The sequence below is a fragment of the Brevundimonas faecalis genome (assembly GCF_040549405.1).
GTDB classification, from domain to species: domain Bacteria; phylum Pseudomonadota; class Alphaproteobacteria; order Caulobacterales; family Caulobacteraceae; genus Brevundimonas; species Brevundimonas faecalis.
In genome coordinates, this window is sequence record NZ_JBEPTF010000003.1 from 415,577 (window position 1) to 439,057 (window position 23,481).

The 23,481-nt window shown below is 68.2% G+C and carries 24 protein-coding genes; 16 read left to right on the forward strand and 8 right to left on the reverse strand.

Features of this window, described 5'->3' with window-relative positions; genetic code table 11:
* The first annotated feature begins 15 nt into the window (after positions 1-15).
* The 8 genes from serS (at position 16) to ABIE19_RS13030 (ending at position 7,997) form a co-directional block, all read left to right on the forward strand.
* Positions 16-1,524 carry a serine--tRNA ligase gene (gene serS, locus ABIE19_RS12995; RefSeq protein WP_354089617.1) on the forward strand — a complete coding sequence of 503 codons (1,509 nt, stop codon included), beginning with the start codon at positions 16-18 and terminating at the stop codon, positions 1,522-1,524.
* Positions 1,524-2,315 carry a 5'/3'-nucleotidase SurE gene (gene surE / locus ABIE19_RS13000; protein WP_354089618.1) on the forward strand — a complete coding sequence of 264 codons (792 nt, stop codon included), beginning with the start codon at positions 1,524-1,526 and terminating at the stop codon, positions 2,313-2,315. The genes serS and surE overlap by 1 nt, the downstream gene beginning before the upstream one ends.
* Positions 2,312-2,956, forward strand: coding sequence for a protein-L-isoaspartate(D-aspartate) O-methyltransferase (locus ABIE19_RS13005; protein WP_354089619.1), 645 nt, complete (start codon positions 2,312-2,314; stop codon positions 2,954-2,956). The genes surE and ABIE19_RS13005 overlap by 4 nt, the downstream gene beginning before the upstream one ends.
* Before the next feature lie 127 nt (positions 2,957-3,083).
* A complete protein-coding gene (locus tag ABIE19_RS13010) occupies positions 3,084-4,187 on the forward strand; it encodes a peptidoglycan DD-metalloendopeptidase family protein (protein ID WP_354089620.1) in 1,104 nt (367 codons plus the stop codon).
* A gap of 122 nt (positions 4,188-4,309) precedes the next feature.
* A complete protein-coding gene (gene yajC, locus ABIE19_RS13015) occupies positions 4,310-4,624 on the forward strand; it encodes a preprotein translocase subunit YajC (RefSeq protein WP_354089621.1) in 315 nt (104 codons plus the stop codon).
* A 42-nt stretch (positions 4,625-4,666) separates the two neighbouring features.
* A complete protein-coding gene (gene secD, locus ABIE19_RS13020; protein ID WP_354089622.1) occupies positions 4,667-6,265 on the forward strand; it encodes a protein translocase subunit SecD in 1,599 nt (532 codons plus the stop codon).
* Positions 6,265-7,236: a protein translocase subunit SecF gene (gene secF / locus ABIE19_RS13025; RefSeq protein ID WP_354089623.1), complete on the forward strand. Its 972-nt coding sequence runs from the start codon at positions 6,265-6,267 to the stop codon at positions 7,234-7,236. Before secD ends, secF begins: the two co-directional genes overlap by 1 nt.
* Positions 7,237-7,364: 128 nt before the next feature.
* Positions 7,365-7,997, forward strand: coding sequence for a squalene/phytoene synthase family protein (locus tag ABIE19_RS13030; RefSeq protein ID WP_354089624.1), 633 nt, complete (start codon positions 7,365-7,367; stop codon positions 7,995-7,997).
* A 9-nt stretch (positions 7,998-8,006) separates the two neighbouring features.
* On the opposite strand, the gene ABIE19_RS13035 is transcribed toward ABIE19_RS13030, so the two are convergent.
* Complete coding sequence (locus tag ABIE19_RS13035; RefSeq protein ID WP_354089625.1) at positions 8,007-8,492, reverse strand: MarR family winged helix-turn-helix transcriptional regulator; 486 nt, start codon at positions 8,490-8,492, stop codon at positions 8,007-8,009.
* Between the two features lie 65 nt (positions 8,493-8,557).
* Here ABIE19_RS13035 and ABIE19_RS13040 point away from each other — a divergent pair, with 65 nt between their 5' ends.
* Complete coding sequence (locus tag ABIE19_RS13040) at positions 8,558-9,775, forward strand: MFS transporter (protein ID WP_354089626.1); 1,218 nt, start codon at positions 8,558-8,560, stop codon at positions 9,773-9,775.
* Positions 9,776-9,794: 19 nt separating this feature from the next.
* On the opposite strand, the gene trmFO is transcribed toward ABIE19_RS13040, so the two are convergent.
* Positions 9,795-11,189 (reverse strand): methylenetetrahydrofolate--tRNA-(uracil(54)-C(5))-methyltransferase (FADH(2)-oxidizing) TrmFO, encoded by a 1,395-nt coding sequence (gene trmFO, locus ABIE19_RS13045; protein ID WP_354089627.1) that lies wholly within the window; start codon positions 11,187-11,189, stop codon positions 9,795-9,797.
* A 100-nt stretch (positions 11,190-11,289) separates the two neighbouring features.
* Between trmFO and ABIE19_RS13050 the strand changes: the two genes are divergently transcribed.
* Positions 11,290-12,216 carry a hypothetical protein gene (locus ABIE19_RS13050; protein WP_354089628.1) on the forward strand — a complete coding sequence of 309 codons (927 nt, stop codon included), beginning with the start codon at positions 11,290-11,292 and terminating at the stop codon, positions 12,214-12,216.
* 21 nt (positions 12,217-12,237) lie between these two features.
* On the forward strand, positions 12,238-13,122 hold the full coding sequence (locus ABIE19_RS13055; RefSeq protein WP_354089629.1) for a hypothetical protein: 885 nt from the start codon (positions 12,238-12,240) through the stop codon (positions 13,120-13,122).
* 30 nt (positions 13,123-13,152) lie between these two features.
* On the opposite strand, the gene uvrA is transcribed toward ABIE19_RS13055, so the two are convergent.
* A complete protein-coding gene (uvrA, locus tag ABIE19_RS13060; protein ID WP_354089630.1) occupies positions 13,153-16,095 on the reverse strand; it encodes an excinuclease ABC subunit UvrA in 2,943 nt (980 codons plus the stop codon).
* 132 nt (positions 16,096-16,227) lie between these two features.
* Between uvrA and ABIE19_RS13065 the strand changes: the two genes are divergently transcribed.
* The gene (locus tag ABIE19_RS13065; RefSeq protein ID WP_354089631.1) at positions 16,228-16,509 is read left to right on the forward strand and encodes a hypothetical protein; all 282 of its coding nucleotides are present in this window, start codon (positions 16,228-16,230) and stop codon (positions 16,507-16,509) included.
* A gap of 161 nt (positions 16,510-16,670) precedes the next feature.
* Positions 16,671-16,784 (forward strand): type II toxin-antitoxin system RelE/ParE family toxin, encoded by a 114-nt coding sequence (locus ABIE19_RS13070; RefSeq protein WP_354089632.1) that lies wholly within the window; start codon positions 16,671-16,673, stop codon positions 16,782-16,784.
* On the opposite strand, the gene ABIE19_RS13075 is transcribed toward ABIE19_RS13070, so the two are convergent.
* Positions 16,781-17,341, reverse strand: a complete 561-nt coding sequence (locus tag ABIE19_RS13075) for a group III truncated hemoglobin (protein WP_354089633.1) — start codon at positions 17,339-17,341, stop codon at positions 16,781-16,783. The genes ABIE19_RS13070 and ABIE19_RS13075 overlap by 4 nt on opposite strands.
* A 120-nt stretch (positions 17,342-17,461) precedes the next feature.
* On the opposite strand from ABIE19_RS13075, the gene ABIE19_RS13080 reads away from it, so the two are divergent.
* Complete coding sequence (locus tag ABIE19_RS13080; protein ID WP_354089634.1) at positions 17,462-17,599, forward strand: hypothetical protein; 138 nt, start codon at positions 17,462-17,464, stop codon at positions 17,597-17,599.
* The gene (locus ABIE19_RS13085; RefSeq protein WP_354089635.1) at positions 17,565-19,148 is read left to right on the forward strand and encodes an ABC-F family ATP-binding cassette domain-containing protein; all 1,584 of its coding nucleotides are present in this window, start codon (positions 17,565-17,567) and stop codon (positions 19,146-19,148) included. Before ABIE19_RS13080 ends, ABIE19_RS13085 begins: the two co-directional genes overlap by 35 nt.
* Here ABIE19_RS13085 and ABIE19_RS13090 read toward each other — a convergent pair.
* Genes ABIE19_RS13090 through ABIE19_RS13105 form a run of 4 tightly spaced genes read right to left on the reverse strand, consistent with a single transcriptional unit; the run spans position 19,145 to position 22,649 of the window.
* Positions 19,145-20,728 carry an EAL domain-containing protein gene (locus ABIE19_RS13090; protein WP_354089636.1) on the reverse strand — a complete coding sequence of 528 codons (1,584 nt, stop codon included), beginning with the start codon at positions 20,726-20,728 and terminating at the stop codon, positions 19,145-19,147. The two genes, ABIE19_RS13085 and ABIE19_RS13090, sit on opposite strands and share 4 nt — an antisense overlap.
* A gap of 45 nt (positions 20,729-20,773) precedes the next feature.
* A complete protein-coding gene (locus ABIE19_RS13095; RefSeq protein ID WP_354089637.1) occupies positions 20,774-21,214 on the reverse strand; it encodes a flagellar basal-body protein FlbY in 441 nt (146 codons plus the stop codon).
* Positions 21,211-21,531: a rod-binding protein gene (locus ABIE19_RS13100; RefSeq protein ID WP_354089638.1), complete on the reverse strand. Its 321-nt coding sequence runs from the start codon at positions 21,529-21,531 to the stop codon at positions 21,211-21,213. Before ABIE19_RS13100 ends, ABIE19_RS13095 begins: the two co-directional genes overlap by 4 nt.
* Entirely contained in the window at positions 21,531-22,649 is a 1,119-nt protein-coding gene (locus ABIE19_RS13105) for a flagellar basal body P-ring protein FlgI (RefSeq protein ID WP_354089639.1), read from the reverse strand. Before ABIE19_RS13105 ends, ABIE19_RS13100 begins: the two co-directional genes overlap by 1 nt.
* Before the next feature lie 181 nt (positions 22,650-22,830).
* Here ABIE19_RS13105 and ABIE19_RS13110 point away from each other — a divergent pair, with 181 nt between their 5' ends.
* Complete coding sequence (locus tag ABIE19_RS13110) at positions 22,831-23,253, forward strand: flagellar assembly protein FliX (protein ID WP_354089640.1); 423 nt, start codon at positions 22,831-22,833, stop codon at positions 23,251-23,253.
* Positions 23,254-23,481: the final 228 nt, after the last annotated feature.

Here is a 23,481-nt window from a genome sequence, read left to right on the forward strand (position 1 = left end):
CCGAAGAGCGACGCCATGCACGACATCAGAGCCATTCGCGACAATCCGCAAGCCTACGTCGCCGGCTGGTCGTCGCGCGGGGTGGAGGACGCCCAGTCCGTCGTCGACCGCATCCTGGCGCTGGACGTGGACCTGCGCGCCGCCCAGACGCGCGGCCAGGACGCCCTGGCCAAGCGCAACGCCGCCTCCAAGGCCATCGGCGCCGCCATGGGCAAGAAGGACATGGCCGAGGCCGACCGGCTGAAGGCCGAGGTCGAGACGCTGAAGTCCGACATCGCCGAGGCGGGCGAGGCCGAAACCGCCAAGGGCGCCGAACTGCGCGATCTGCTGGCGGGGCTGAAGAACCTGGCCGCCGACAATGTGCCGGACGGCGAGGACGAGAACGACAATGTCGAGGTCCTGAAGTGGGGCGAGCCCCGCACGACCGGCCCGGCAAAGGATCACGCCGATCTGGGCGAGGCCCTGGGGCTGCTGGATTTTGAAGCCGCCGCGAAGATGTCCGGCTCGCGTTTCGCCGTGCTGAAGGGGCAACTGGCACGTCTGGAGCGGGCCATCGGCCAGTTCATGCTTGACCTGCAGACGGACCAGCACGGGTATCTGGAAGTGAACCCGCCGCTGCTCGTTCGTGACGAGGCGATGTTCGGCACGGGCCAGTTGCCGAAGTTTGCAGAAGATCTTTTTGCTGCTGGGGAGTTTTCGCCCGCCGATCTTCGTAGCGATGCGGTGATTGATCTTTTGGCTGAGTATTCTGGCAATCGCATAATGGCTGAAGCCATGGTGGGAACTCGTAGCCTCGCATCTTTAGGCATTGACGATTCAGACGCTGCTGGTGAGTTGCCAAGGCAAATGGCCGCGCTAAACGCGCGCCTCAAGGACGTGGTCAAGGACGGTAGCCTTGCTGACAAGCGCTGGCTCATTCCCACCGCCGAAGTCTCCCTGACCAACCTCGTGCGGGAACAGATCCTGTCCGAGGACGAGGTGGCGGAGCCGATGCGTCTGACCGCCCTGACGCCCTGTTTCCGGGCGGAGGCCGGGTCGGCGGGGCGCGATACGCGCGGCCTGATCCGCCAGCATCAGTTTTCCAAGGTTGAGATGGTCTCCATCTGCCGCCCCGAGGACTCGGAGGCCGAGCATGAGCGCATGACCGGCTGCGCCGAGGCGGTGCTGCAGGCGCTGGAGCTGCCCTATCGCAAGGTGCTGCTGTGCAAGGGCGACATGGGCTTCTCGGCGCAGAAGACCTATGACCTCGAGGTCTGGCTGCCCAGCCAGAACACCTATCGCGAGATCAGCTCCTGCTCCAACTGCGGCGACTTCCAGGCCCGGCGCATGGACGCCCGGTTCAAGCGCGCGGGCGAGAAAAAGACCGAGTTCCTGCACACCCTGAACGGCTCGGGTCTGGCGGTCGGCCGCACCCTGGTCGCGGTGATGGAGAACTATCAGCAGGAGGACGGCTCGATCGCCGTTCCGAAGGCGCTGCTGCCCTATATGGGCGGCCTGACGACGGTGGGTTCGGTTTCCAACTGATGCGTATCCTTCTGACCAACGACGACGGCATCGAGGCGGAAGGCCTTGAATGTCTTGAAAAGATCGCTCGCGCCCTGTCGGACGACGTCTGGGTCGTCGCGCCCCAGACCGAGCAGTCGGCCAAGGGACGGGGCATCACCCTGACCGAGCCGCTGCGGGTCAACCAACTGGGCGACAAGCGCTTCGCCGTGACGGGGACGCCGACGGACTGCGTCATCCTGGCGGTCAACGACCTGATGCCCGAGAAGCCCGATCTGGTGCTGTCGGGCGTCAATCGTGGGCACAATGTCGGCGAGGACGTCAGCTATTCCGGCACGGTGGCCGGCGCGCTTCAGGGCATGGCCTTCGGCATCCGCTCCATCGCCCTGTCGCAGTCGCTGGAACGCTTCCACGACGACGTGACGGCCCACTGGGAGACGGCCGAGGCCTTCGGGCCCGGCATCATCGCCCGCCTGCTGGAGCAGAAGTGGGGGGAGGGCGTGGTCATGAACGTCAACTTCCCCAAGCTGCCGCCGGAACTGGTCAAGACGGTCGAGGTGACGCGTCAGGGCTTCCGCGACATCGGCGAGATGCACGCGGTGCGCCGCACCGACCTGCGCGGCCGCGACTACTACTGGATGGCCTTCCGGGGAGCGCCGCAGGAGCATGCCGAGGGCACGGACCTGCGCGCTATGGACGAGGGACGAATCTCCGTCACCCCCCTGCATATCGACCTGACGCACATGCAAATGGTCCATGACCTGAAGAAGGTGCTGGGCGGCGCCCCGCCGAAGGGACCCCGCGAAGGATGAACCTGAGGGACGACCGCGCGGGCCGGCTGATCCTGTCGTTGCGACGGCAGGGTGTCACGGACGCGCGGGTCCTGACGGCCATGGAATCCATCGACCGGGCCGTCTTCGTCCACGAGAAGTTCCTGGATCAGGCCTGGGAGGACCAGGCCCTGCCGATCGACTGCGCCCAGACGATCAGTCAGCCCTATATCGTCGGCCTGATGACCCAGGCCCTGCAGGTCGGGCCGCGTCACCGCGTGCTCGAGATCGGCACGGGCAGCGGCTATCAGTGCGCGGTGCTGAGCCGCCTGGCGCGCTTCGTCTACTCGGTCGAGCGTTACAAGAGCCTCTTAAGCGAAGCCGAGAACCGATTGAAAATCCTGGGCATCGACAATGTCTTTACCCGTCATGGCGACGGCGGGCAGGGCTGGATGGAACAGGCGCCCTTTGATCGGATCATGGTCACGGCGGCCTCGCCGCACGAGCCGACGGAGCTGCTGAAGCAGTTGAAGCCCGGCGGTGTGCTGGTGGCGCCGGTCGGACGCACGTCCGTGCAGATGCTGAACCGCTACACCGGCCAGCCGGACGGCAGCTTCCAGCGGGAAAGCCTGTGCGAGGTGCGCTTCGTTCCCCTGGTGGAAGGCATGGCGAAAGAGGGCTGAGAGGCCGGCTTTCTGGATGCGGTTAACCTTTCCGCCCCACTTTGGCGCCCTTTGGCGGGTTGGCTTCGGGCCGCTTCCGGGGCAAACCGGGGGTGAACGAGATTCAAGGTTAATGCAGGAGGGGCGCATGGGCGGCTTCACGGGCTGGATCAGGGCGGGGGTCGTCGTCGGCGGGATGCTGACGCTCACGGCGTGCGCGAGCTATCCGACCGAGCCGCGCTATTCGACCCGTCCCATGCCCCTGCCAGGCCAAACGCCGGGGCAGGGCGGCTATCCGCAGCAGCCCCAGCAGCCGCAAGGCGGAACCGTCAACAACCCCTATTACAATCCGCAGGGCCAGACTCCGACCCAGCCGGTCCAGCCGCCGGTCGACCAGGGGCCGCGCGCCCCGGCCGGCAGCATCGAGGGAGGCGGCCTGCCGCCCGCAGGCGGTCCGACCTATCCGTCGACGGGAGCCCCGGTCACGGTGACGCCGCCGCCGTCTTCGTCCGGTTCGGTCTCGACCCTGCCGGGCGCGACCTATGTCATCCAGCAGGGCGACACGATCTCGGGCGTCGGACGACGGTTCCAGACGCCGGTCCAGGCCCTGATCGACCTGAACGGCCTGGGGCCGCGCGGCGCCATTTCGTCGGGGCAGCGGATCATCCTGCCGGAAAGCGCGGTGGACACGGGTTCCGATCCCTATGCGACGGGACCGTCGCCGGTGGGGGTGCGGACGCCGAACAACGGAGTGGCGCCGCCGCCGCCGCCTCCGCCCAGCGGCAATGCGCCCCTTCCGCCGCGCGCGGCCCCGCCGTCCTCGGCTCCGGCTTCGCCCGTTCAGGGCGCGGCCGTGGGGCAGGCCCTGGTGATGCAGTGGCCGGTGCGCGGCGACGTCCTGCGCCGTTTCGGCCCCGTCGGCATGGGCGAGCGCAACAACGGGATCAATATCGGCGCCGCCGCCGGAACCGAGGTCAAGGCGGCCGCGGCAGGACGCGTGGCCTATGTCGGCGACGACATCGTGGGGCAGGGGCTGACGGTCCTGATCGTCCACCGCGACGGCTGGCGCACGGTCTACGGCCATCTGGGTTCGGCCACGGTGCGGGACGGCGCCGAGGTGCGGGCCGGCCAGGCCGTCGGCACGGTCGGTCTGACGGCGGGCGACGGCCGCCCCTCGATCCATTTCGAGGTGCGTCAGATGCGCGGCGACGACCCCGTCGCCCTGGATCCCCTGACCGTTCTGCCGCGCTGATATCGCCTATCCGACGTTCAGGACGTCAGGCCGCGTTGCAAATCGGCACGGCGCGCCCTAGGTTCCGCGCCTCATTTTAATGGGGCCCCCGTTTCGAGGTCGGCCCGGTTCGGGGAATTTCCATGCCTACTGGTTCCGAAGGCGGCCTGATGGCCATCGTCATGCAGATCGCGCCGATCGTCGCGATCTTCATCCTGTTCTACTTCCTGATGATCCGTCCGCAGCAGAAGCGGATGAAGGCGCACCAGGCCCTGATCGCCGGCGTGAAGCGCGGCGACGAGGTCGTCCTGTCCAACGGAATGGTGGGCAAGGTCACGCGCGTCGAGGACGCTGAGGCCATGGTTGAAATCTCGCAAGGCGTGAACGTCCGCGTGGTCAAGGCGATGATCGCCGAGGTCCGCAACCGCACCGCCATCGCCGCCAACGACAAGGGCTGAGCGGCGTCCCGCCGCTGACGCCCGCCCGAAAAGAGCCCTGACATGATTCAGCTTGCGCGCTGGAAAGTCGTCCTGGTCGTGCTGTCGCTCGTCGTCGGGCTGCTGCTGGCCTTCCCGAGCGTCCTCAGCCAGGCCCAGCGCGACGCGCTGCCCGGCTGGCTGCCCAAGAACGGCCTGAACCTGGGACTCGACCTGCAGGGGGGCTCCTACCTGCTCCTCGAGGTCGACGTGCCGGAGATGCGCACCAAGCGCATCACCAACCTGATGGAGGACGTCCGGGTCACCCTGCGCGAGAAGCAGGTGAACATCGGCGCCATGCAGCGCGAGACGGGCGGCGTCGTCGTCACCATCCCTGACCAGGCCCAGTATGATCTGGCCTTCACCGAGCTGCGCAACATGGCGCAGTCCGGCGCGGCCGCCACGGGCCAGCCGGACCGGACGGCCACGCGCCTGAGCGGCAACCGCATCCGTTTCGCCTTCACCGACGCCGCCCTGAACAGCATGGGCGCCACCGCCGTCGATCAATCGATCGAGGTCGTGCGCCGACGTCTGGACAGCTCGGGCACCAAGGAAATCGCCATCACCCGCCAGGGCGCGGACCGCATCGTGGTCCAGGCGCCGGGCCAGAGCGATCCGGCCGAGCTGGAACGCCTGGTGGGCCGCACGGCCCAGCTGACCTTCCAGATGGTCGACACCTCGCCGACGGGTCTGCAGGACGCCATGGCCGGCCGCGTGCCGCCGGACGCCGAACTGCTGAGCGACGACCAGGGCACGCCCTATCTGGTCAAGAAGCGCATCCTGGTCTCGGGCGAGAACCTGACCCGCGCCGGCGTCGGATCGGACCAGAACGGCCGCCCGGCCATCGACTTCCGCTTCGACGGCCAGGGCTCGCGCCGCTTCGGCGAGGCCACGGCCCAGAACATCGGCAAGCCCTTCGCCATCATCCTGGACGGCAAGGTCATCTCGGCCCCGACGATCCAGGGCGCCATCACCGGCGGCACGGGTCAGATCACGGGCAGCTTCTCGATCCAGTCCGCCTCGGAACTGGTGAACCTGCTGAACGGCGGCGCCCTGCCGGCGCCCCTGAAGGTCGAGGAACGCCGCGTCGTCACCGCCGAGCTGGGCGCCGACGCCGTCCAGGCCGGCATGGTCTCGACCATCATCGGCTTCATCCTGATCTGCGTCTTCATGATCGGCGCCTACGGCTTCCTGTTCGGCGGTGTGTCGGTGCTGGGCCTGATGCTGAACGGCATCCTGATCATCGCCGCCATGTCGCTGTTCGGCGCGACCCTGACCCTGCCCGGCATCGCCGGTCTGGTGCTGACCTTCGCCGTGGCCGTGGACGCCAACGTGCTGATCTATGAGCGGATGCGCGACGAGGCGCGGGCCGGACGGTCGGTCATCGCGTCGATGGACGCCGGCTTCAACAAGGCCATGGGCACCATCATCGACGCCAACCTGACCACCCTGGTGGCGGCGCTGATCATGTTCATGTTCGGCGCGGGCCCCGTGCGCGGCTTCGCCTGGACGCTGACCATCGGCGTCTTCACCTCCATGTTCTCCTCGGTGATGGTCGCCCAGGTGCTGCTCGGGTATTGGCTGAAGATCGCCAAGCCCAAGAAACTGCCGATCGCGGAGTGATGGCGATGCGTGGATGGCCCCTCATCAAACTGCTTCCGCAGAAGACGAACTTCCATTTCGTCAAATACTCGGTCGTGGCCGGAGTGATCTCGCTGATCCTCTGCGTGGCGTCGATCGTCGGCTGCTTCTATCCCGGCCTGAACCTGGGCATCGACTTCCGGGGCGGCGCCTCGATGGAGGTGTCCAAGCCCGCCGGTCAGACGCTTGAACTGGACAAGGTTCGCAGCGCCGTCAGCGAACTGGGCCTGGGCGACGTCCAGGTGCAGGGCATCGACAGCGCCGCCAGCGCCATCGTCCGCTTCCAGATCCCCGAGGACGAAGGCCAGAGCGCCGTCGTCGCCCGGGTCGAGAAGGCGATCGACGAGGCGGTCGGCGAGGTGAAGTATTCCGGCGTCAGCGTCGTCGGCTCCAAGGTCTCGGGGGAGCTGTTCACCAGCGGCCTTCTGGCCCTGGGCGCGGCCATCGTGCTGATGTTCATCTACATCTGGTTCCGGTTCGAGCCGCAGTTCGGCTTCGGCGCCGTGGCGGGGCTGGTGCACGACCTGATCCTGACCTTCGGTCTGATCGTCCTGTTCCGGTTCGAGTTCAGCCTGAACACCGTGGCGGCCATCCTGACCGTCATCGGCTATTCGATGAACGACACCGTCGTGGTGTTCGACCGCCTGCGTGAGAACCTGCGGAAGTACAAGACTCTGCCGCTGCGCGAGGTGATCGACCTGTCGCTGAACGAGACCCTGTCGCGGACCATCATCACCGGCGTGACCGCCGTGGGCGTTCTGGCGGTCCTGGCCTTCTTCGGCGGCGAGGCCCTGTTCGGCTTCTCCATCGTTCTGATGGCGGGCATCGTCATCGGCACCTATTCGTCGATCTATGTCGGCGCGCCGATCATCCTGCTCTGGGGGGTGAAGCGTCGCGGTTCCACCGACGACGACGCCAAGCCGATCAAGTTCGGCATGGCCAGCCGCCCCTGATCGGGGCCGGCTGACGGTTCTTCAGACCCGCTCTCCCGATCAGGGAGGGCGGGTTTGTCGCATTATGGGGGCGCTTTCGCGCGGTCCGGGCTTGAGCCGAGGGCCGCAATGGTCGATGGGCCTGCGACATGAGCGCTTCCCTCGATCTCGACGCCCAGGTTCGTGCGGCCGACCCCGACCGCTGGCTGTCCAGCCGTTTCGTCGCGGACCCGCAAAAGCGCGCTGACCTGATCGCCCTCTACGCCTTCGAGGCCGAACTGCTGGCCATTCCGACGCGCGTCACCCAGCCCCTGCTGGCCGAGATGCGCTATACGTGGTGGGCCGAGCAGATGGACGGCGCATTCAGCGACGCGCCGCGCGTCGGCCATCCCATCCTGGAGGCCCTGACCGCCGCCGTAAGCCGTCACGGCCTGCCGCGCGCGCCCTTCGACGCCCTGATCGAGGCCCATGTGGGTCGTGTTCATGGAGAGGCGCACGACCTGGACGCCTTCTATGTCGGCCCCATGCAGGTCGCGGCTCACATTCTGGCGGGGCCGGGGCATGAGGCGGCGGTCGCTACGGCCGGGCGCATGCGGGGCCTGGGCCAGACCGGGCGGGCGGAGGAGGCGAGGGCGATCCGCGCCGAGGCTGGCGTCGCGCTGAAGGGATTGCCCGCCGAGGCCTTTCCCGCCGTCGCCCACGCGGCCCTGATCCGCACGGATGAACCGGAGCCGTTCAAGCGGTTACGCCTGTTCTGGGCGGTGTTGCGCGGGCGGGTTTAGCGCGGAGCGTCAGAGGCCCTTGATCAGGCGGGCCAGCAGGGCGCCGAGGGTCGCCTGTTCTTCGCGGGTCAGGTCGGACAGCATGTCCTGCGCCGCCTGCATGTGCAGGGGCATCAGGGTCTCGATCATGTCGAAGCCCTTGGGCGTCAGTCGCACCAGGGCGGCGCGGCGGTCGGTCGGGTGGGGGCCGCGTTCGATCAGGCCCGCCTTCTGCAAGCGGTCCAGCCGCGCCGTCATGCCGCCGGACGACATCATGGTCGCTTCATAGAGGGCGGTCGCGGTCAGGCCGTCAGCCGCCGGAGCGCGCCGCAGGGTGGCCATGACGTCGAACTCTCCGTGCTGGAGGCCGTACTGGGCGTAGAGGGGCGCCTGGCGCTCGCGCGTCACCAGGATGGAGGCCTCGTGCAGGCGGCCGAGGGTCTCCATCGCCAGCAGATCAAGGTCGGGTCGGGCCACGGCCCACTGGGCGGCGGCGCGGGAAGCGCGATCGGTCATTGTCTTGACATTAAGATACTTGATAGCGAGACACTATCCTTTTCCGAGTCTGGAGTCACGCCGCCATGTCCAATACGAGCGTCGCCGCCCTGGCGGAGACCCGTGCGCGCGGCGCGGGCCTGTTGCTGATCGTCGCCATCTTCGCCCTGGCGCTGAACCTTCGGCCGGCCATGGCGGCTGTCGGGCCCCTGTTGGACCTGATCGAGACGGCCACGGGCATGGATTCGGCAACAGCCAGCCTGTTGACCACCCTGCCGGTGGCCATGATCGGGATCGGCGCCCTGTCGATCCGGCCGCTGCGGCGGCGGCTGGGCGAGCGCAAGGGAATCCTGCTGGGCGCCCTGCTGATCGGCGGAGCCTGCCTGGCGCGACTGTTCTTCAGCGGAACCACAGGCCTGATCGCCAGCGCCGTGGTCGTGGGCGTCGGCGTGGCCCTGATCCAGGCCCTGGCGCCCGTGGTGATCAAGCGGGCGTTTCCGACGCGGTTCGGCACGGTGATGGGGGTCTATACGACCGGGATCATGGGCGGGGCGGCCGTGGCGGCCGCGACGGCGGCGGGTCTGGCCGAGGCCGTCGGCTGGGCCTGGACCCTGGCGCTGTGGTGCGCGCCCGCCTTCGTGGCAGCGGTCGTCTGGCTGATCGCCGCGCGCGATCCGGCGGCGGAAGAGCCCGACCGGACGGCCGTGGCGGAGGCGACCCATCCCGAGATTCCCTTCTGGAAACAGGGGCGGGCGTGGAGCCTGATCCTGATCATGGGGCTGGGGACCTCGGCCTATACCCTGGTCCTGGCCTGGTTGCCGCCCTTCTATGTCGATCTGGGGCAGGCGCGGGCGACGGCGGGTTATCTGCTCAGCGGCATGACGGGGGCCGAGGTGGCGGCGGGGGTCATCGTCTCCCTGGCGATCTCACGATTCCCCGACCGGCGTGGGCCGATCCTGACGGCGCTGGTGCTGGCCTTGGTCGGTCTGGCGGGCCTGGTGGTCGCGCCGGTGTCGCTGGCGGTTCCGGTCGTGGTGGTCATGGGGCTGGGCATCGGGGCCATCTTCCCCCTGACCCTGATCCTGGCCATGGACCAGATCGACGATCCGAGCCGGTCGGGCGATCTGCTCGCCTTCGTCCAGGGCGGGGGTTACATCATCGCCAGCCTGTCGCCGCTGGCCGCGGGCCTGCTGCGCGATCACATGGCCGACCTGACCCAGGCCTGGGTCCTGATGGGCGTCGGCGTCGTGGTTCTGGGCGTGATGACTTTGCAGTTCCGGCCGGGCCTGCCCAAGCTGAGCTGAGGCGGCCCGGCCGTCTGGCTTAGGCGTCGCGCCAGGCCTTCAAGGCTTCCATCGCCCGGATGCTTTGCAGACGTTTCTTGGCGCGGCCGCGTTCCTTGGGGTGGATGCGCTTGCCGTCCTCGTCGACCTTGGGCGCCTCCAGAGGGGGCAGCAGGCCGTAGTTGATGTTCATCGGCTGGAACTTGGAGCCTTCCAGGTGGCCGCCGGTGATGTGTTCGACCAGGGCGCCCATGGCGGTTTCCGGCGGCGGGGCCGACAGGTCGCGCCCGAGGGCCTGTGCGGCGGCCAGACGGCCGGTCAGCAGGCCCATGGCGGCGCTTTCGACATAGCCCTCGACCCCCGTCACCTGACCGGCGAAGCGCAGGCGCGGCATGGCCTTCATGCGCAGCTGCTTGTCCAGCAACTGGGGGCTGTTGAGATAGGTGTTGCGGTGCAGGCCGCCGAGGCGCGCGAACTGGGCGTTCTGCAGGCCGGGGATCATGCGGAAGGTCTCGGCCTGGGCGCCGTGCTTCAGCTTGGTCTGGAAGCCGACCATGTTGAACAGGGTGCCGAGGGCGTTGTCCTGGCGCAGCTGGACGATGGCGTGGGCCTTGACCGTCGGGTTGCGCGGATTGGTCAGGCCGACGGGCTTCATCGGGCCGTGGCGCAGGGTTTCGCGGCCGCGTTCGGCCATGACCTCGATCGGCAGGCAGCCGTCGAAATAGGGGACATTCTCCCAGTCCTTGAACTCGGCCTTGGGGCCGCCCAGCAGGGCGTCGATGAAGGCGTCGTACTGGTCCTTGTCCATCGGGCAGTTGACGTAGGCGGCGGCGTCGCCGCCGGGGCCTTCCTTGTCATAGCGCGACTGACGCCAGGCGATGTCGAAGTCGATGCTGTCAGCGTGGATGATCGGCGCGATGGCGTCGAAGAAGCTGAGGCTTTCCTCGCCCGTCATCTTCAGGATGGCGTCGGCCAGGGCGGGCGAGGTCAGCGGGCCGGTGGCGACGATGACATTGTCCCATTCCTCCGGCGGCAGGCCTGCGATTTCCTCGCGCACGATGGTCACGAGGGGGTGGGCCTCCAGCCTGGCCGTCACGGCCTGGGAGAAGCCGTCGCGGTCGACGGCCAGGGCGCCGCCCGCCGGGACCTGATGGGCGTCGCCGCATTCCATGATGATCGAGCCGAGCGCGCGCATCTCGGCGTGCAGCAGGCCGACCGCATTGTATTCCCAGTCGTCCGAACGGAAGGAGTTGGAGCAGACCAACTCGGCCAGGCCGTCCGTCTGGTGGGCGTCGGTCTTCACGCCCGGCACGCCGCGCATTTCGTGCAGGATGACGGGCACGCCCGCCTGGGCGATCTGCCAGGCGGCTTCGGAACCGGCGAGGCCGCCGCCGATGACGTGAATGGATTGGGGAGTGGAGGCTGCGTTCGACATGGCGGCCTTCTAGCCGTCCCGAGGCTTCGCGTCAGCCGGTTTCGAGCGGGGTGGCGCGGGAGGCCCGGCCTGGCCTATGAACGGCGCAAAGGAGCTGTTCATGAGCACGGCGTTTTCCATCGGCGAGGCCCTGGCCTCCGGTTTCAAACTGGCGCGCGCGCGGCCCCTGCATGTCTGGGCCTGGGGCGTGGTCGGAGCGGCGCCGGCCCTGATCGCCGTGTTGCTGATGCTGAAGCTGTTCGGGACCCTGTCGCCGGAGGCCCTGTCCAGCGAGGGGCCGCCGGCCGAGCTCATCGCGGAGATGATCCAGTTCCAGATCTGGTCGGGGCTGCTCAACATCCTGCAGGCCTTGATGTGGGTGGTGGTGGCCGGCGCAGTGTTCCGCGCCATCCTGTTCCCCGATCGCGCGACGCCCTATGCGGGCCTGAAGATCGGGATGGACGAGGTGCGCGTCGCCGTCGTCGGGTTGGCCATGATCGTCGCCCTCTATGCGGCGATGATCGTCATCCTGCTGATCGCCTTCGCCTTCGGCGCCGCGCTGTGGTTCGTGTCGGAGGCGGCGGCCGTGACGGTGGGATTGCTGATCGCGTGCGGCGCGGGCCTGGCCCTGTGGTGGCTGTTCCTGCGTTGCGCCATGATCATGCCGGCTAGCGTGGCTCTGAACGATTTCGCCTTCGTGCCGGGGTGGAAGCTGGCCAGGGGACAGGTGTTGCGTCTGCTGGTGCTCAGCGTGGCGATCGTCTTCATCGTCCTGGCCATCGAACTGGCCCTGTTCGCCGTGGGGGCGGTCATCCTGTTCCTGACCGTGGGCGCCAATCTGTTCAGCCTGCTGGCCGCGGCGGAGCAGGGCGCGACGCCGGATATCGACTGGGGCGCGCTGTTGGGTTGGGGTCTGGTCGCCTTTGTTCCCCTGTCCTGGCTGCACGGCTTCCTGAATACGGTGATGCTGGCGCCCTACGCCCAGGCGTGCCGATCCCTGCTGGCGCAACAGCCGCAGGACGCGACGCCGCCGGTTGAGCTAGGCTGATCGGGAATCGAGGACGACGACATGACTTTTTCCGCCACCGACTGCGCCTTCGAGGGCTTCCGACTGACGCGCCGGGCACCCTTGGCCGTGCTGGCGTGGGCCCTGGCCTATGCGGTCTTTTTCGGCCTGTTGTTCCTGCTGGTCGGGCCGCATTTCGCGACCGTCATGTCGTTGATCTCCCAGCTGGAAGGGCAGGGAGAACCGTCGATGGAGGCCATGACGCCCATCATGCAGGCCTATGGGGCGATCATCGCCTGGGCCATGCCGTTGGGCGTGTTGTTCAGCGCCGTGATCAGCACGGGCATCGCACGTTCGGTCATTCGGCCGGAGGACGGCCAATTCGGCTATCTGCGCCTGGGAATGGATGAGGCGCGGGTGCTGGGCGCCAGCCTGATCGTCGCCCTGATCATGTTCGTGGTTTCGGTCGTCGGCTTCGGGGTCGTCAGCATGATTGCGGCGGCGGCCGTGGCCGCGCCGGCCCTGTGGCTGGCCGTCGTCCTGTTGTCGCTGGCGCTTCTGGCCCTGATGGTCTGGCTCTCGGTTCGGTTGAGCCTGGTCACGCCGGCCACGGTGGCTGAACGCCGGATCGTGGTGAAGGAGGCCTTCGCCATGACGCGGCCGGTCTTCTGGCCCCTGCTGGGCATGGCGGTCATCGCCTGGATCATGGCCATGCTGGTCGGCCTGCTGGGCTCGGCCGTGGCCGCGCCGCTTACCCTGATGGTCGGCGGGGCGGAGCGTCTGGTCGGTCTGGAAGGCGCCGGGGCGGCGCAACTGCTCCAGGCCGCCGGACCGATGCTGGCGGTTTCCCTGGTGGTCAACGCCGTTCTGTCGGCGGCGCAGATCGTCATCATGTATGCGCCCCTGTCCGCCGCCTATCAGCAGATCAAGGGCGCGACGCGCGTCTGAGACCGGCTTAAGGCCTGACCTGGAATCAGGTCAGGCGCTCTTGCGGGCGCGGGGCTTGGAGGATTTGGCCGCCGCGACGTGAGGCAGGGCGGCCACGCGAGCCTTGCGGCGTTCCTCGTGACGATCCAGCACCTCCTTGAGGTAGCGGCCCGTCCAACTGGCGGGATTGGCGGCGACCTGTTCCGGCGTGCCGACGGCGACGATCTCGCCCCCGCCGTCGCCGCCCTCGGGCCCGAAGTCCAGCAGGTGGTCGGCCACCTTGATGACGTCGAGGTTGTGCTCGATCACCACGATGGTGTTGCCGTTCTCGACCAGTTCCTGAAGCACTTCGAGCAGCTTGCGCGTGTCCTCGAAATGCAGGCCGGTCGTCGGCTCGTCCAGGATGTAGAGGGTCTTGCCGGTGGCCCGCTTCGACAGTTCCTTCGACAGCTTGACCCGCTGGGCCTCGCCGCCGGACAGGGTGGTCGCCGGCTGGCCGACCTTGACGTAGCCTAGACCCACGCGCTCCAGCGTCAGCATCTTGTCGCGGATCGAGGGCACGGCGGTGAAGAAGCGCGCGGCTTCTTCGACCGTCATGTCCAGAACGTCGGATATGCTCTTGCCCTTGAAGACGATTTCCAGCGTCTCGCGGTTGTAGCGCTTGCCCTTGCAGACGTCGCAGGTGACGTAGACGTCGGGCAGGAAGTGCATCTCGATCTTGATGACGCCGTCGCCCTGACAGGCCTCGCAGCGGCCGCCCTTGACGTTGAAGCTGAAGCGGCCGGGGCCGTAGCCGCGCGCCTTGGACTCCGGCAGGCCCGCATACCAGTCGCGGATCGGGCCGAAGGCGCCGGTATAGGTGGCCGGGTTCGAACGCGGGGTGCGGCCGATCGGCGACTGGTCGATGTCGATGACCTTGTCGAAGAACTCCAGCCCCTCGATCCGGTCGAAGGAAGCGGGGGCGTCCGAGGCGTTGTTCAGGCGGCGCGCGGCGGCCTTGTACAGGGTCTCGATGGTGAAGGTCGACTTGCCGCCGCCCGACACCCCGGTGATGCAGGTGAAGACGCCGACGGGAATTTCGCCCGTGACGTTCTTCAGATTGTTGCCCGTGGCGCCCGAGACCTTCAGCATCCGCTTGCGGTCGATGGGGCGACGGCCCTCGGGCGGCAGTTCGATCTCTCGCGCGCCGGTCAGATACTGGCCGGTCAGGGAGTTGGGGTTGGCCATGACCTGGGCGGGCGTGCCCTCAGCGCAGACCGTGCCGCCGTGGACGCCGGCGGCTGGGCCCATGTCGATGACGTAGTCGGCCGTCAGGATGGCCTCTTCGTCGTGCTCGACCACCAGCACCGAGTTGCCGAGGTCGCGCAGGCCTTTCAGGCTGTCCAGCAGGCGGGTGTTGTCGCGCTGGTGCAGGCCGATGGAGGGTTCGTCCAGCACGTAGAGGACGCCGGTCAGGCCCGAGCCGATCTGCGACGCCAAGCGGATGCGCTGGCTTTCGCCGCCCGACAGGGTGCCGGAACTGCGCGACAGGTTCAGATAGTCGAGGCCGACGTTGTTCAGGAAGCGCAGCCGGTCGGTGATCTCCTTCAGGATGCGCCGGGCGATCTCGACCTGCTTCTCGGTCAGGCCGTCTTCCAGGGTCGAGAACCACAGGAAGGCCTTGGAGATGGACAGGTTGGAGATGTCGGCGATGTCCTCGCCGCCGACCTTGACCGCCAGGGCCTCGGGCTTCAGGCGCTTGCCGCCGCAGACCTCGCACGGGGTTTCGGACTGGTAGCGGCCCAGCTCCTCGCGGACCCAGGCGCTGTCGGTCTCGCGCCAGCGACGCTCCAGGTTCGGCAGGACGCCCTCGAAGGGCTTGGAGACCTCGTATTTGCGGGCGTTGTCGTCATAGACGAACTTGACCTTCTCACCGCCGGAGCCCTGCAGGACGACCTTCTGCGCCTTTTCGGGCAGGTCGCGCCAGGCCTTGTCCATGGAGAAGCCGTAGTGCAGGGCCAGGGATTGCAGGGTCTGGGTATAGAGGGGCGAAGGACCGCGCGCCCAGGGCGCCACCGCGCCCTTGTGCAGGCTCTTGTCGCGGTCGGGGATGACCAGATCGGCGTCGAAGGCCAGCTTAACCCCCAGGCCGTCGCAGGTCGGACAGGCGCCGAAGGGGTTGTTGAACGAGAAGAGCCGGGGCTCGATCTCCGAGATCGTGAAGCCCGAGACGGGGCAGGCGAACTTCTCGGAAAAGACGATGCGGCGCGGCTCTTCGCCCTCGGCCGCATTGGCCCATTCGGCGGTGGCGATGCCGTCGGCCAGGTTCAGCGCGGTCTGGATGCTGTCGGCGTAGCGGCTCTCAAGACCTTCTTTAGTTACAATGCGGTCCACGACGATATCGATGTCGTGCTTGAACTTCTTGTCGAGGGCGGGGGCGTCCTCGATGGCGTAGAATTCGCCGTCGATCTTCAGCCGCTGGAAGCCGCTGCGCTGCCACTCGGCCATTTCCTTCTTGTACTCGCCCTTGCGGCCGCGAACGACGGGGGCCAGCAGAAGGATGCGTTCGCCGTCGGGCAGGGCGGTCAGCTTGTCGACCATCTGGCTGACGGTCTGGCTTTCGATCGGCAGGCCCGTGGCGGGCGAATAGGGAATGCCGACGCGCGCCCACAGCAGGCGCATGTAGTCGTGGATCTCCGTCACCGTGCCGACGGTCGAGCGCGGGTTCTTGGACGTCGTCTTCTGTTCGATGGAGATGGCCGGGGACAGGCCCTCGATCAGGTCCACGTCCGGCTTGCCCATCAGTTCCAGGAACTGGCGCGCATAGGCCGACAGGCTTTCGACATAGCGGCGCTGACCCTCGGCGTAGATGGTGTCGAAGGCCAGGGAGGATTTGCCCGACCCGGACAGGCCGGTCATGACCACCAGCTGTTCACGCGGGATGTCGAGATCGACGCCCTTGAGATTGTGCTCGCGGGCGCCGCGAACGCGGATGAAGTTGTGCTTTTCGGTCATGGAGATCCGGGAACGCGGGAGACCCCGAAAACGGTCCGGGGCGACGACGCTATATGGGGATCAATTCGTGCGAAACAGCAAGAACAATATGCGAACATTGTACGAGGCCGCGGGGCGGGTTATCGTCTCGTCATGGCCGACGGTTTCGACATTCACCTGAACGAGGAACAGGCGCAGCGGCTGAAGGCCGCGGCGGAGGCGGCGGGGGTCGATCCTGCGGCCTATGCGCTGGATGTGCTGGAACAGGCGTTGGAAATATCGGCTGTGCGGGGCGTGCGGGAATATCCCGCGAAGTGGGCCGCCGAGGATGAAGCGCGGTGGGCGGAGTACGAGCGCACCGGGGAATTCATTACGCTGGAGGAGTTCCTTCAGCCGTTTGAAGCCTTGTTTGCTGGTCCGAAGTCGAAAGCTTGAGTTCTAGGATCGTCTTCGCCCCGACGGCGCGAGCCGATCAGGAACGGCTTCTGGCGTTCCTGCAGGCTATGAATCCGAATGCGGCGCGACGCGCATACGGCGTCATGATCGCGGCGTTCGATCACCTTTCACTGTTTCCGCAGAGCGGTTCGCCTTCATGAATGGGCCGAGTCTACGTCAGGCGTTTCGGTCAGGGCGGCTATGTCATCCGTTATCGCGTCTATGATGAGATCATCCTGGTCACGCGCATCTTCCACACGCGCGAAGACCGCTAGGCGTCGGGCGACCACGCCTCCATCGGACGGCGGTAGCGTTCGCCGGGGCCGACGAGAACGCCGTTGGCGTTCGCGACGCCCAGTTCCAGGCTTTCGGCGACGCGGCGGGCGCGGACGATGAAATGGTCCGCGGCGACGGGCGGGCATAGGTCGCGGGCGGCCGCCTCGAAGATCTGAAGCCAGCGGTCGAAGTGGCGGGCGTCGATCGGCAGGGGCAGATGCTTGGGCATGGGGCGGCCCTGATAGACGCCGGTGGACAGGGCGACCGAGGACCAGAAGAGCTTCATCTGCTCCAGGTGCGGGCCCCAGTCCTCGATGCGTTCGGCGAAGATCGGGCCGATCAGGGCGTCTTCGCGGACACGGGCGTAGAAGCCTTCGACCAGGGCGTCGATCAGGGCCTCGTCGATGCCGGTTGCGGCGCGGATGCGCGCGACGGCGGCTTCGCGTCGGGCGGCGGCCTCCGCCCGATCGGGGGCGGGGCGGTCGATGCGGAAGGCGACGGTGCGGGCGTCCTGGCTCATGCTCGCCAGATAGGACGGCGGGGGCCTTTGCGCCATGGCGCCGATTGTCCGAGGGCGGCCGAGAATACGCAAAACCGCAGTTTGGGGGTTGCGTTGCGAAAGCTCAGCACCCATCCTTCCTATCAGCCAACGCATCAGTGAGGAGGCACGACGATCATGATCAGCGCTCTGGAAATCGGTTTCGCCCTTTCCGCTCCGCTCTTCGTGCTCGCCTATGTCCTCACCCAGCCCAAGCCCAAGCCGGTCCGTATCCGCGTTCGTGACGCTCAACAGCGTCGCGGCCCGCACGCCTGACGGCCGCACTCTTTTCGAAAACCTGAGCCTCGCCTTCGGGCGCGAGCGCACGGCCGTCGTCGGTCGTAACGGGACAGGGAAGACCACCCTGTTGAACCTTGTCGCCGGCCTGTCCGAGCCGGCGGAGGGGGATGTCGCGCGCGCCGGAAGCGTCGGCCTGTTGACCCAGGCGCAGGAGCCCGCGCCGGGTGAAACGGTCGCCGACACCCTGGGCGCGGCCGAGGGCGTGGCCGTGCTGGCGCGGGTCCTGGCCGGGGAGGCCTCCGTCGAGGACATGGCGGAGGCGGACTGGACGCTGGAGGCGCGGCTGGAGGAGGCGCTGGATCAGGTCGGCCTGGGCGGCCTGTCGTTGGAGCGGTTGATGCAGACGTTGAGCGGTGGAGAGCAGACCCGCCTGCGGCTGGCGGGCCTGATGCTGGCGCGGCCGGACCTGCTGGTGCTGGACGAGCCGACCAACCACCTGGATCAGGAGGCGCGGGAGCGGGTGGCCGAGGCGGTCGCGCGCTGGCCGGGCGGGGTGCTGGTCGTCAGCCATGATCGGAGCCTGCTGCGGCGAATGGACCGGATCGTGGAACTGTCCGGCCTGGGCGCGCGGGTGCACGGCGGGGGCTGGGATCTGTATGTCGAGCGCCGTGACGCCGAGCGGGCGGCGGCCGAGCGCGACCTGGAGACGGCGGAACGTGAGGTCGGCCGGGCGGCGCGCGAGGCGCAGACGGCCCTGGAGCGCAAGGCCCGGCGCGATCGAGCCGGGCGTCTGCATCGGGCCGGAAGCTCCGATCCCAAGATCCTGCTCGACGCGCGCGCCCAGCAGGCAGAGGAGAGCTCTGCCCGCGAAAGCCGCCTGGCGGACCGGCGGCGCGGCGAGGTCGAGGCGAGGCTGGAGGCGGCGCGCGACAAGGTGGAGCGGACGCGCCGGCTGTCCGTCCCCATGCCCTCGACCGGACTGGCGGCCGGGCGGACGGTTCTGGCCCTGGACGAGGTCGAATGGCGGGAGGCGGCTGGGCGACGGATCGTCGGCCCCGTTTCGCTACGGCTGGTCGGACCGGAGCGGGTGGCGATCACAGGGCCGAACGGGGCGGGCAAGACGACCCTGTTGAAGCTGATGACCGGCGAACTGCAGCCGAGCGCGGGCAGGATCGAGCGGCCGGCGGCGGCGGCTCTGCTCGATCAGACGGCGAGCCTTCTGAGACCGGAAGAGAGCCTGGTCGAGGCCTGGTTGCGGCTGAACCCCGGAGGCACGCCGAACGAGGCCCATGCGGCCCTGGCGCGCTTCCTGTTCCGCAACAAGGCGGCGCATCGAACGGCGGCGGAGCTGTCGGGCGGCGAGCGGCTGAGGGCCGCCCTGGCCTGCGTCATGACGGGGACCAAGCCGCCGCAACTGCTGATCCTGGACGAACCGACCAACCATCTGGACGTGGACTCGGTCGAGGCGATCGAGGAGGCCCTGACGACCTATGACGGCGCCCTGGTGATCGTCACCCATGATCGGGATTTCATGGAGAATGTGGGCGTGGAGCGGGAGATCCGGCTGGAGCGGCTGCGTGATTAGCCCCAGGCCTCGACGACGCCCTGGCGGCGGGCGCGGGGCGCGGCGGTCGGCAGGATGACCACGGGCTCGGCTTCGGCGCGACCGAAGAGCCAGCCCTGGCCCTGATCGACGCCCAGGGACTGAAGCTGTTGGGCGACGTCCTCGGTCTCGATCATCTCGGCGACCGTGGTCAGGTTCAGCGAGCCGCACAGTTCGACCAGATGGCCGATCAGGGTGCGCGTCCGGGCGTCGTCGGCGGCTCCCTGGACCAGGGAGCCGTCGATCTTGACCGTGTCGACGGACAGGCCGCGCAGATAGTCGAAGGCGGCCGAACCGGCGCCGAAGTCGTCGATGCAGACCTTGATCCCGGCGTCGCGCAGGGCGCCGAGACGGCGGTTGGCGGCGGCGATGTCGGCCAGGGCGGCGGTTTCGGTGACCTCGACCATCAGGCGTCGGCGAAGCTCGGGCTGAGGGGCCGTCATGCGCAGAAGGGCCGCGACATAGGCGTCATGGGCGAGAGAGGCGCCGGAGACGTTGAGCGCGATCTTCAGCAGGCCTGAACCCGGTTGGCGCAGGCGGCTGACCACTTTTTCAGCCACGACCAGATCGAAGTCCTCGATCAGGGCCAGTTCCTCGGCCATGCGGATCGCCGGGGCGGGGCCTCCGCCCTGGCCGAAGCGGGCCAGGGCTTCGAAGTGGTGAACCGCCCGCGTCTTCAGATCGACGATGGGCTGGTAGAAAAGAGCGAATTCGCGGTCGCGCACGATGCCGCGGAAGCGGTCGGCGTCCTTCAGCGTGCGGGCCAGGGAGTCGGCGAAGCTGAGTTCCGGCCGGCTCGCGTCGTCGCGGAGACAGCCCTCGATGGCGAAGCGCATGGCGCGCAGGGCGCACAGGGGATCCGAGCCCAGCGGCGTCTGGTCGGTTCGGGCGGTCAGGGTCAGGCCCTCGGCGCGGCCGGCCTCCTGCACCTGGGTTTCCAGGTCGGCGACGTCGTCGGCGTTTCTGACCACGGCGTAGCGGTTGGCGGTCAGGCGACCCGCGCTGAGGCCGTCATGGGACGCCTGTTGCAGGCGCGTGCCGATCCGGGCGGCGGCGCGGGCGTTCTGAGCCTCGTCCGGACCCGTCAGTCCCTGAACCTCGATGAAGGCCAGGGCCAGACGGTGCAGGGCGTGGCCGGGAGCGGCCGAAAGGCTGTCGCGCGCATGGGTCATGAAGGCCTCGGCGTCGGCGAGCTCCGTCGGCGCAGGCGTGCCATGACGCACAGGGGAACCGCCGTAGACCAGGGAGCAGGAGACGGCGGGCGCGAGGTCGGGAAGCATGAAGGCGCGAAAGACGGCGGGGCGAGCCAGGCCGTCGCCGCAATCGACCAGGACGTCCAGGGGATCGCTGCGGCCGCCGGGCGCCAGGCCGCGAACGGCCTCGGCCACGGCGGGGCAGGAGGCGGCGATGAAGAGGGCGTCGTAGGCGCGGCCGATCCAGGCGTCGGCCGCCTGTCCCGTCACCGGGCCGGACCCCAGAGCCAGGGCGACCTTTCCCTTCCCGTCGATCTCGAACAGGGCGTCGGCGGCGGCGAAGGCCATCCCAAGCAGGCGGGGTTTCATACTCATGTCCGGCAAGATGCCCGCCGCCGGTTTAGAAAAGGCGAATCAGGCCGTCCGGTTGAAGGTGACGGCGCGGCCGTCGCCCTCGGTCGCGCGACCCGAAGCGCCGTAGCCCGCGCCCAGGGCCCGAGCGCCGGCGATCTCGGCCGCTATGGTGCGGACCAGGCCTTCCGAGACCTGGCGCGCGGCGTCGACGACGGAGGCGTGTTCAGCCAGGACGGCCTCAAAGGCCTGGGTGGCGGCGATCAGGGCGTCGCGATCGGCGGCGTCGACGACGGAGAGGAAGGCCGGGGCGGCCTTGGCCTGGGCCGACTCACGGCGATAGAGGTTGGCCATCTCCTGGGTTTCGGCCATGCCGCCGGCGACGTCCTGGGGGCGATGGGCGCGGAAGGCCTCGCATTCGACGCGCAGGCGCTCCGTCAGGCCTTCGGTCAGATTGATCAGACGGCGGACGCGCAGGACGGAGGTTTGAACGTCGGGGGTCATGCGGGCTTCTGCTCCTGCATCTTCAGCATTTCGGACATGACGGTGTCGGCCAGGCCGACGCCGCCGGCCTTGACCGTCTGCTGGGCCATGGCGTCGATCAGGAAGCTGCGCCAGGTGGCCTCGCCCTCGCCGCCGCCGAAGGGGCCGTCGGTGCTGAGGCCCTCGAACATGGGCTTGAACATCTGGGAGAGGAAGCTGGCCTCGAAGGCCTCGGCGGTGGCGCGCATCTCCTCGGGCGACTGGCCGCGACGCAGGGTGGTGTCGGCGGGGCGGGCCAGGTCGGGGGATGCGGCCGAGATGGGGGCGGAGAGGTTCATCACATCACCTCGATGTCGGCTTGCAGGGCGCCCGCGGCCTTGATGGCCTGGAGGATGCTGATCATGTCGCGCGGGCTGACGCCCAGGGCGTTGAGGCCGTTGACCAGGGTCGAGAGGGAGGCGCCGCCGTTGACGATGTGCATGCGGCGGCCGGTCTCTTCCTCCACGGTGACCTGTGACTGAGGCACGACGACCGTCTGGCCGCCCCGGCTGAAGGGCTCGGGCTGGCTGACCATGGGGTTTTCCTGGACCGAGACGGTCAGGTTGCCCTGGGCGATGGCGACGGTGGAGACGCGGACGGCCTCGCCCATGACGATGACGCCGTTCACCTCGTCGATGATGACCTTGGCCGGGGCGTCGACCTGGACCGGCAGGTTCTCGACCCGGCTGAGGAAGCCGGCCATGCCGTAGGCGCCGGGCGCACGGACGGCGACCACGGTGCCGTTCTCGGCCATGGCGCTGTCGGGATAGGTCTGGTTGATGGCGGCGGCGACGCGCTGGGCCGTGGTGAAGTCGGGATTGCGCAGGGTCAGGCGGACGACCGGCATGGAGGCCAGGTCGAAGCCGGTCTCGCGCTCGACCACCCCGCCCGAGGCGATGCGGCCGGCGGTCGGCACACCGCGCGTGACCGAGGAGCCGGAGCCGCCGGAAGCGGAGACCGAGCCGGTCTGAACCGAACCCTGGGAGACGGCGTAGACTTCTCCGTCCGCGCCCTGCAGGGCCGTGACCAGCAGGGTGCCGCCCAGCAGGCTCTTGGCGTCGCCCATGGCCGAGACGGCGACGTCGACGCGCGAGCCCGGCGTGGCGAAGGGCGGCAGCTCAGCCGTGACCATGACGGCCGCGACGTTCTTGGTGTTCAGGTTGGCGCCGCGGATGTTGACGCCCTGACGCTCCATCATCCCTTCCAGCGACTGGCGGGTGAAGGGAGAGTTGCGGACGCTGTCGCCGGTGCCGTTCAGCCCGACCACCAGGCCGTAGCCGACGAGTTGGTTGGAGCGGACTCCCTCGATCGAGACGATGTCCTTGATCCGCGACTGGGCCAGGGCCGCGTGCGGCGAGGCGGTCAGAATCAGGGCCGCCGTGGCGGAGGCGAGGAGGGCGGTGAGCAACTTCTGCATAACGAAAGACGTCCCGTGAGGCGTTCGCGATTAACCATGCGAACTTCGTGCCGGAGGAAAAGTCGTGCAAAATCAGTAAATGATGACTGAGTTGTCTTGGCTTGGCGGCAAATTGTGCCGGGGCGTTAACCAAGCGGTGACCGTCCGCACGCATGGTGCGGAACGATCGGGAGCATGGATCATGAAGGTCACCGGCCCCACAGGCCCCACATCGACGCAAGGGCGCCCCGCGACACGCGCGACGGGCGGGGGCTTCAGCCTGCCCGCCGGCGGCGCGGCTTCGGGCCCGGCCTCGGCGACGGCGGCGGCTTCGACATCCAGCGTGGCGGGGGTCTCGGCCCTGATGGCGCTGCAGGGCGTCGAGGACCCGACCGAGCGTCGGCGCCGCGCCGTCCGTCGGGGCGGGGGGCTGCTGGATCGACTGGACGAGTTGAAGCTGGCGCTGCTGAACGGGCAGGACGGCGCGGTCGCTCTGGAGCGCCTGGCCCGGGCCATCCGCGAGGAGCGTCCGGACGACGACGAACCGGGCCTGAAGGACGTGCTGGACCAGATCGATCTGCGGGCCGCCGTGGAGATGGCCAAGGCGGAGCGCGGACGCGCCTAGGGCGAAGCGTCTGAAAAAGGCGGGTGAAATTCGGATTATCACCCCGAACTGCGGACAATTTGCCACAGTGCCGCAGGGTTAACCTAGCTACGCAGTATCACGGACTCGCGAAGCTTGTTGCCGCGACTCTTTCACTTCCCTATACCGCCCATGCGCCGCAGGGGGGCGCAGACATATTGAGCGTGAGTGCGATGAACGCATTAGCGTCTGTAGTTGATGGGGACACAG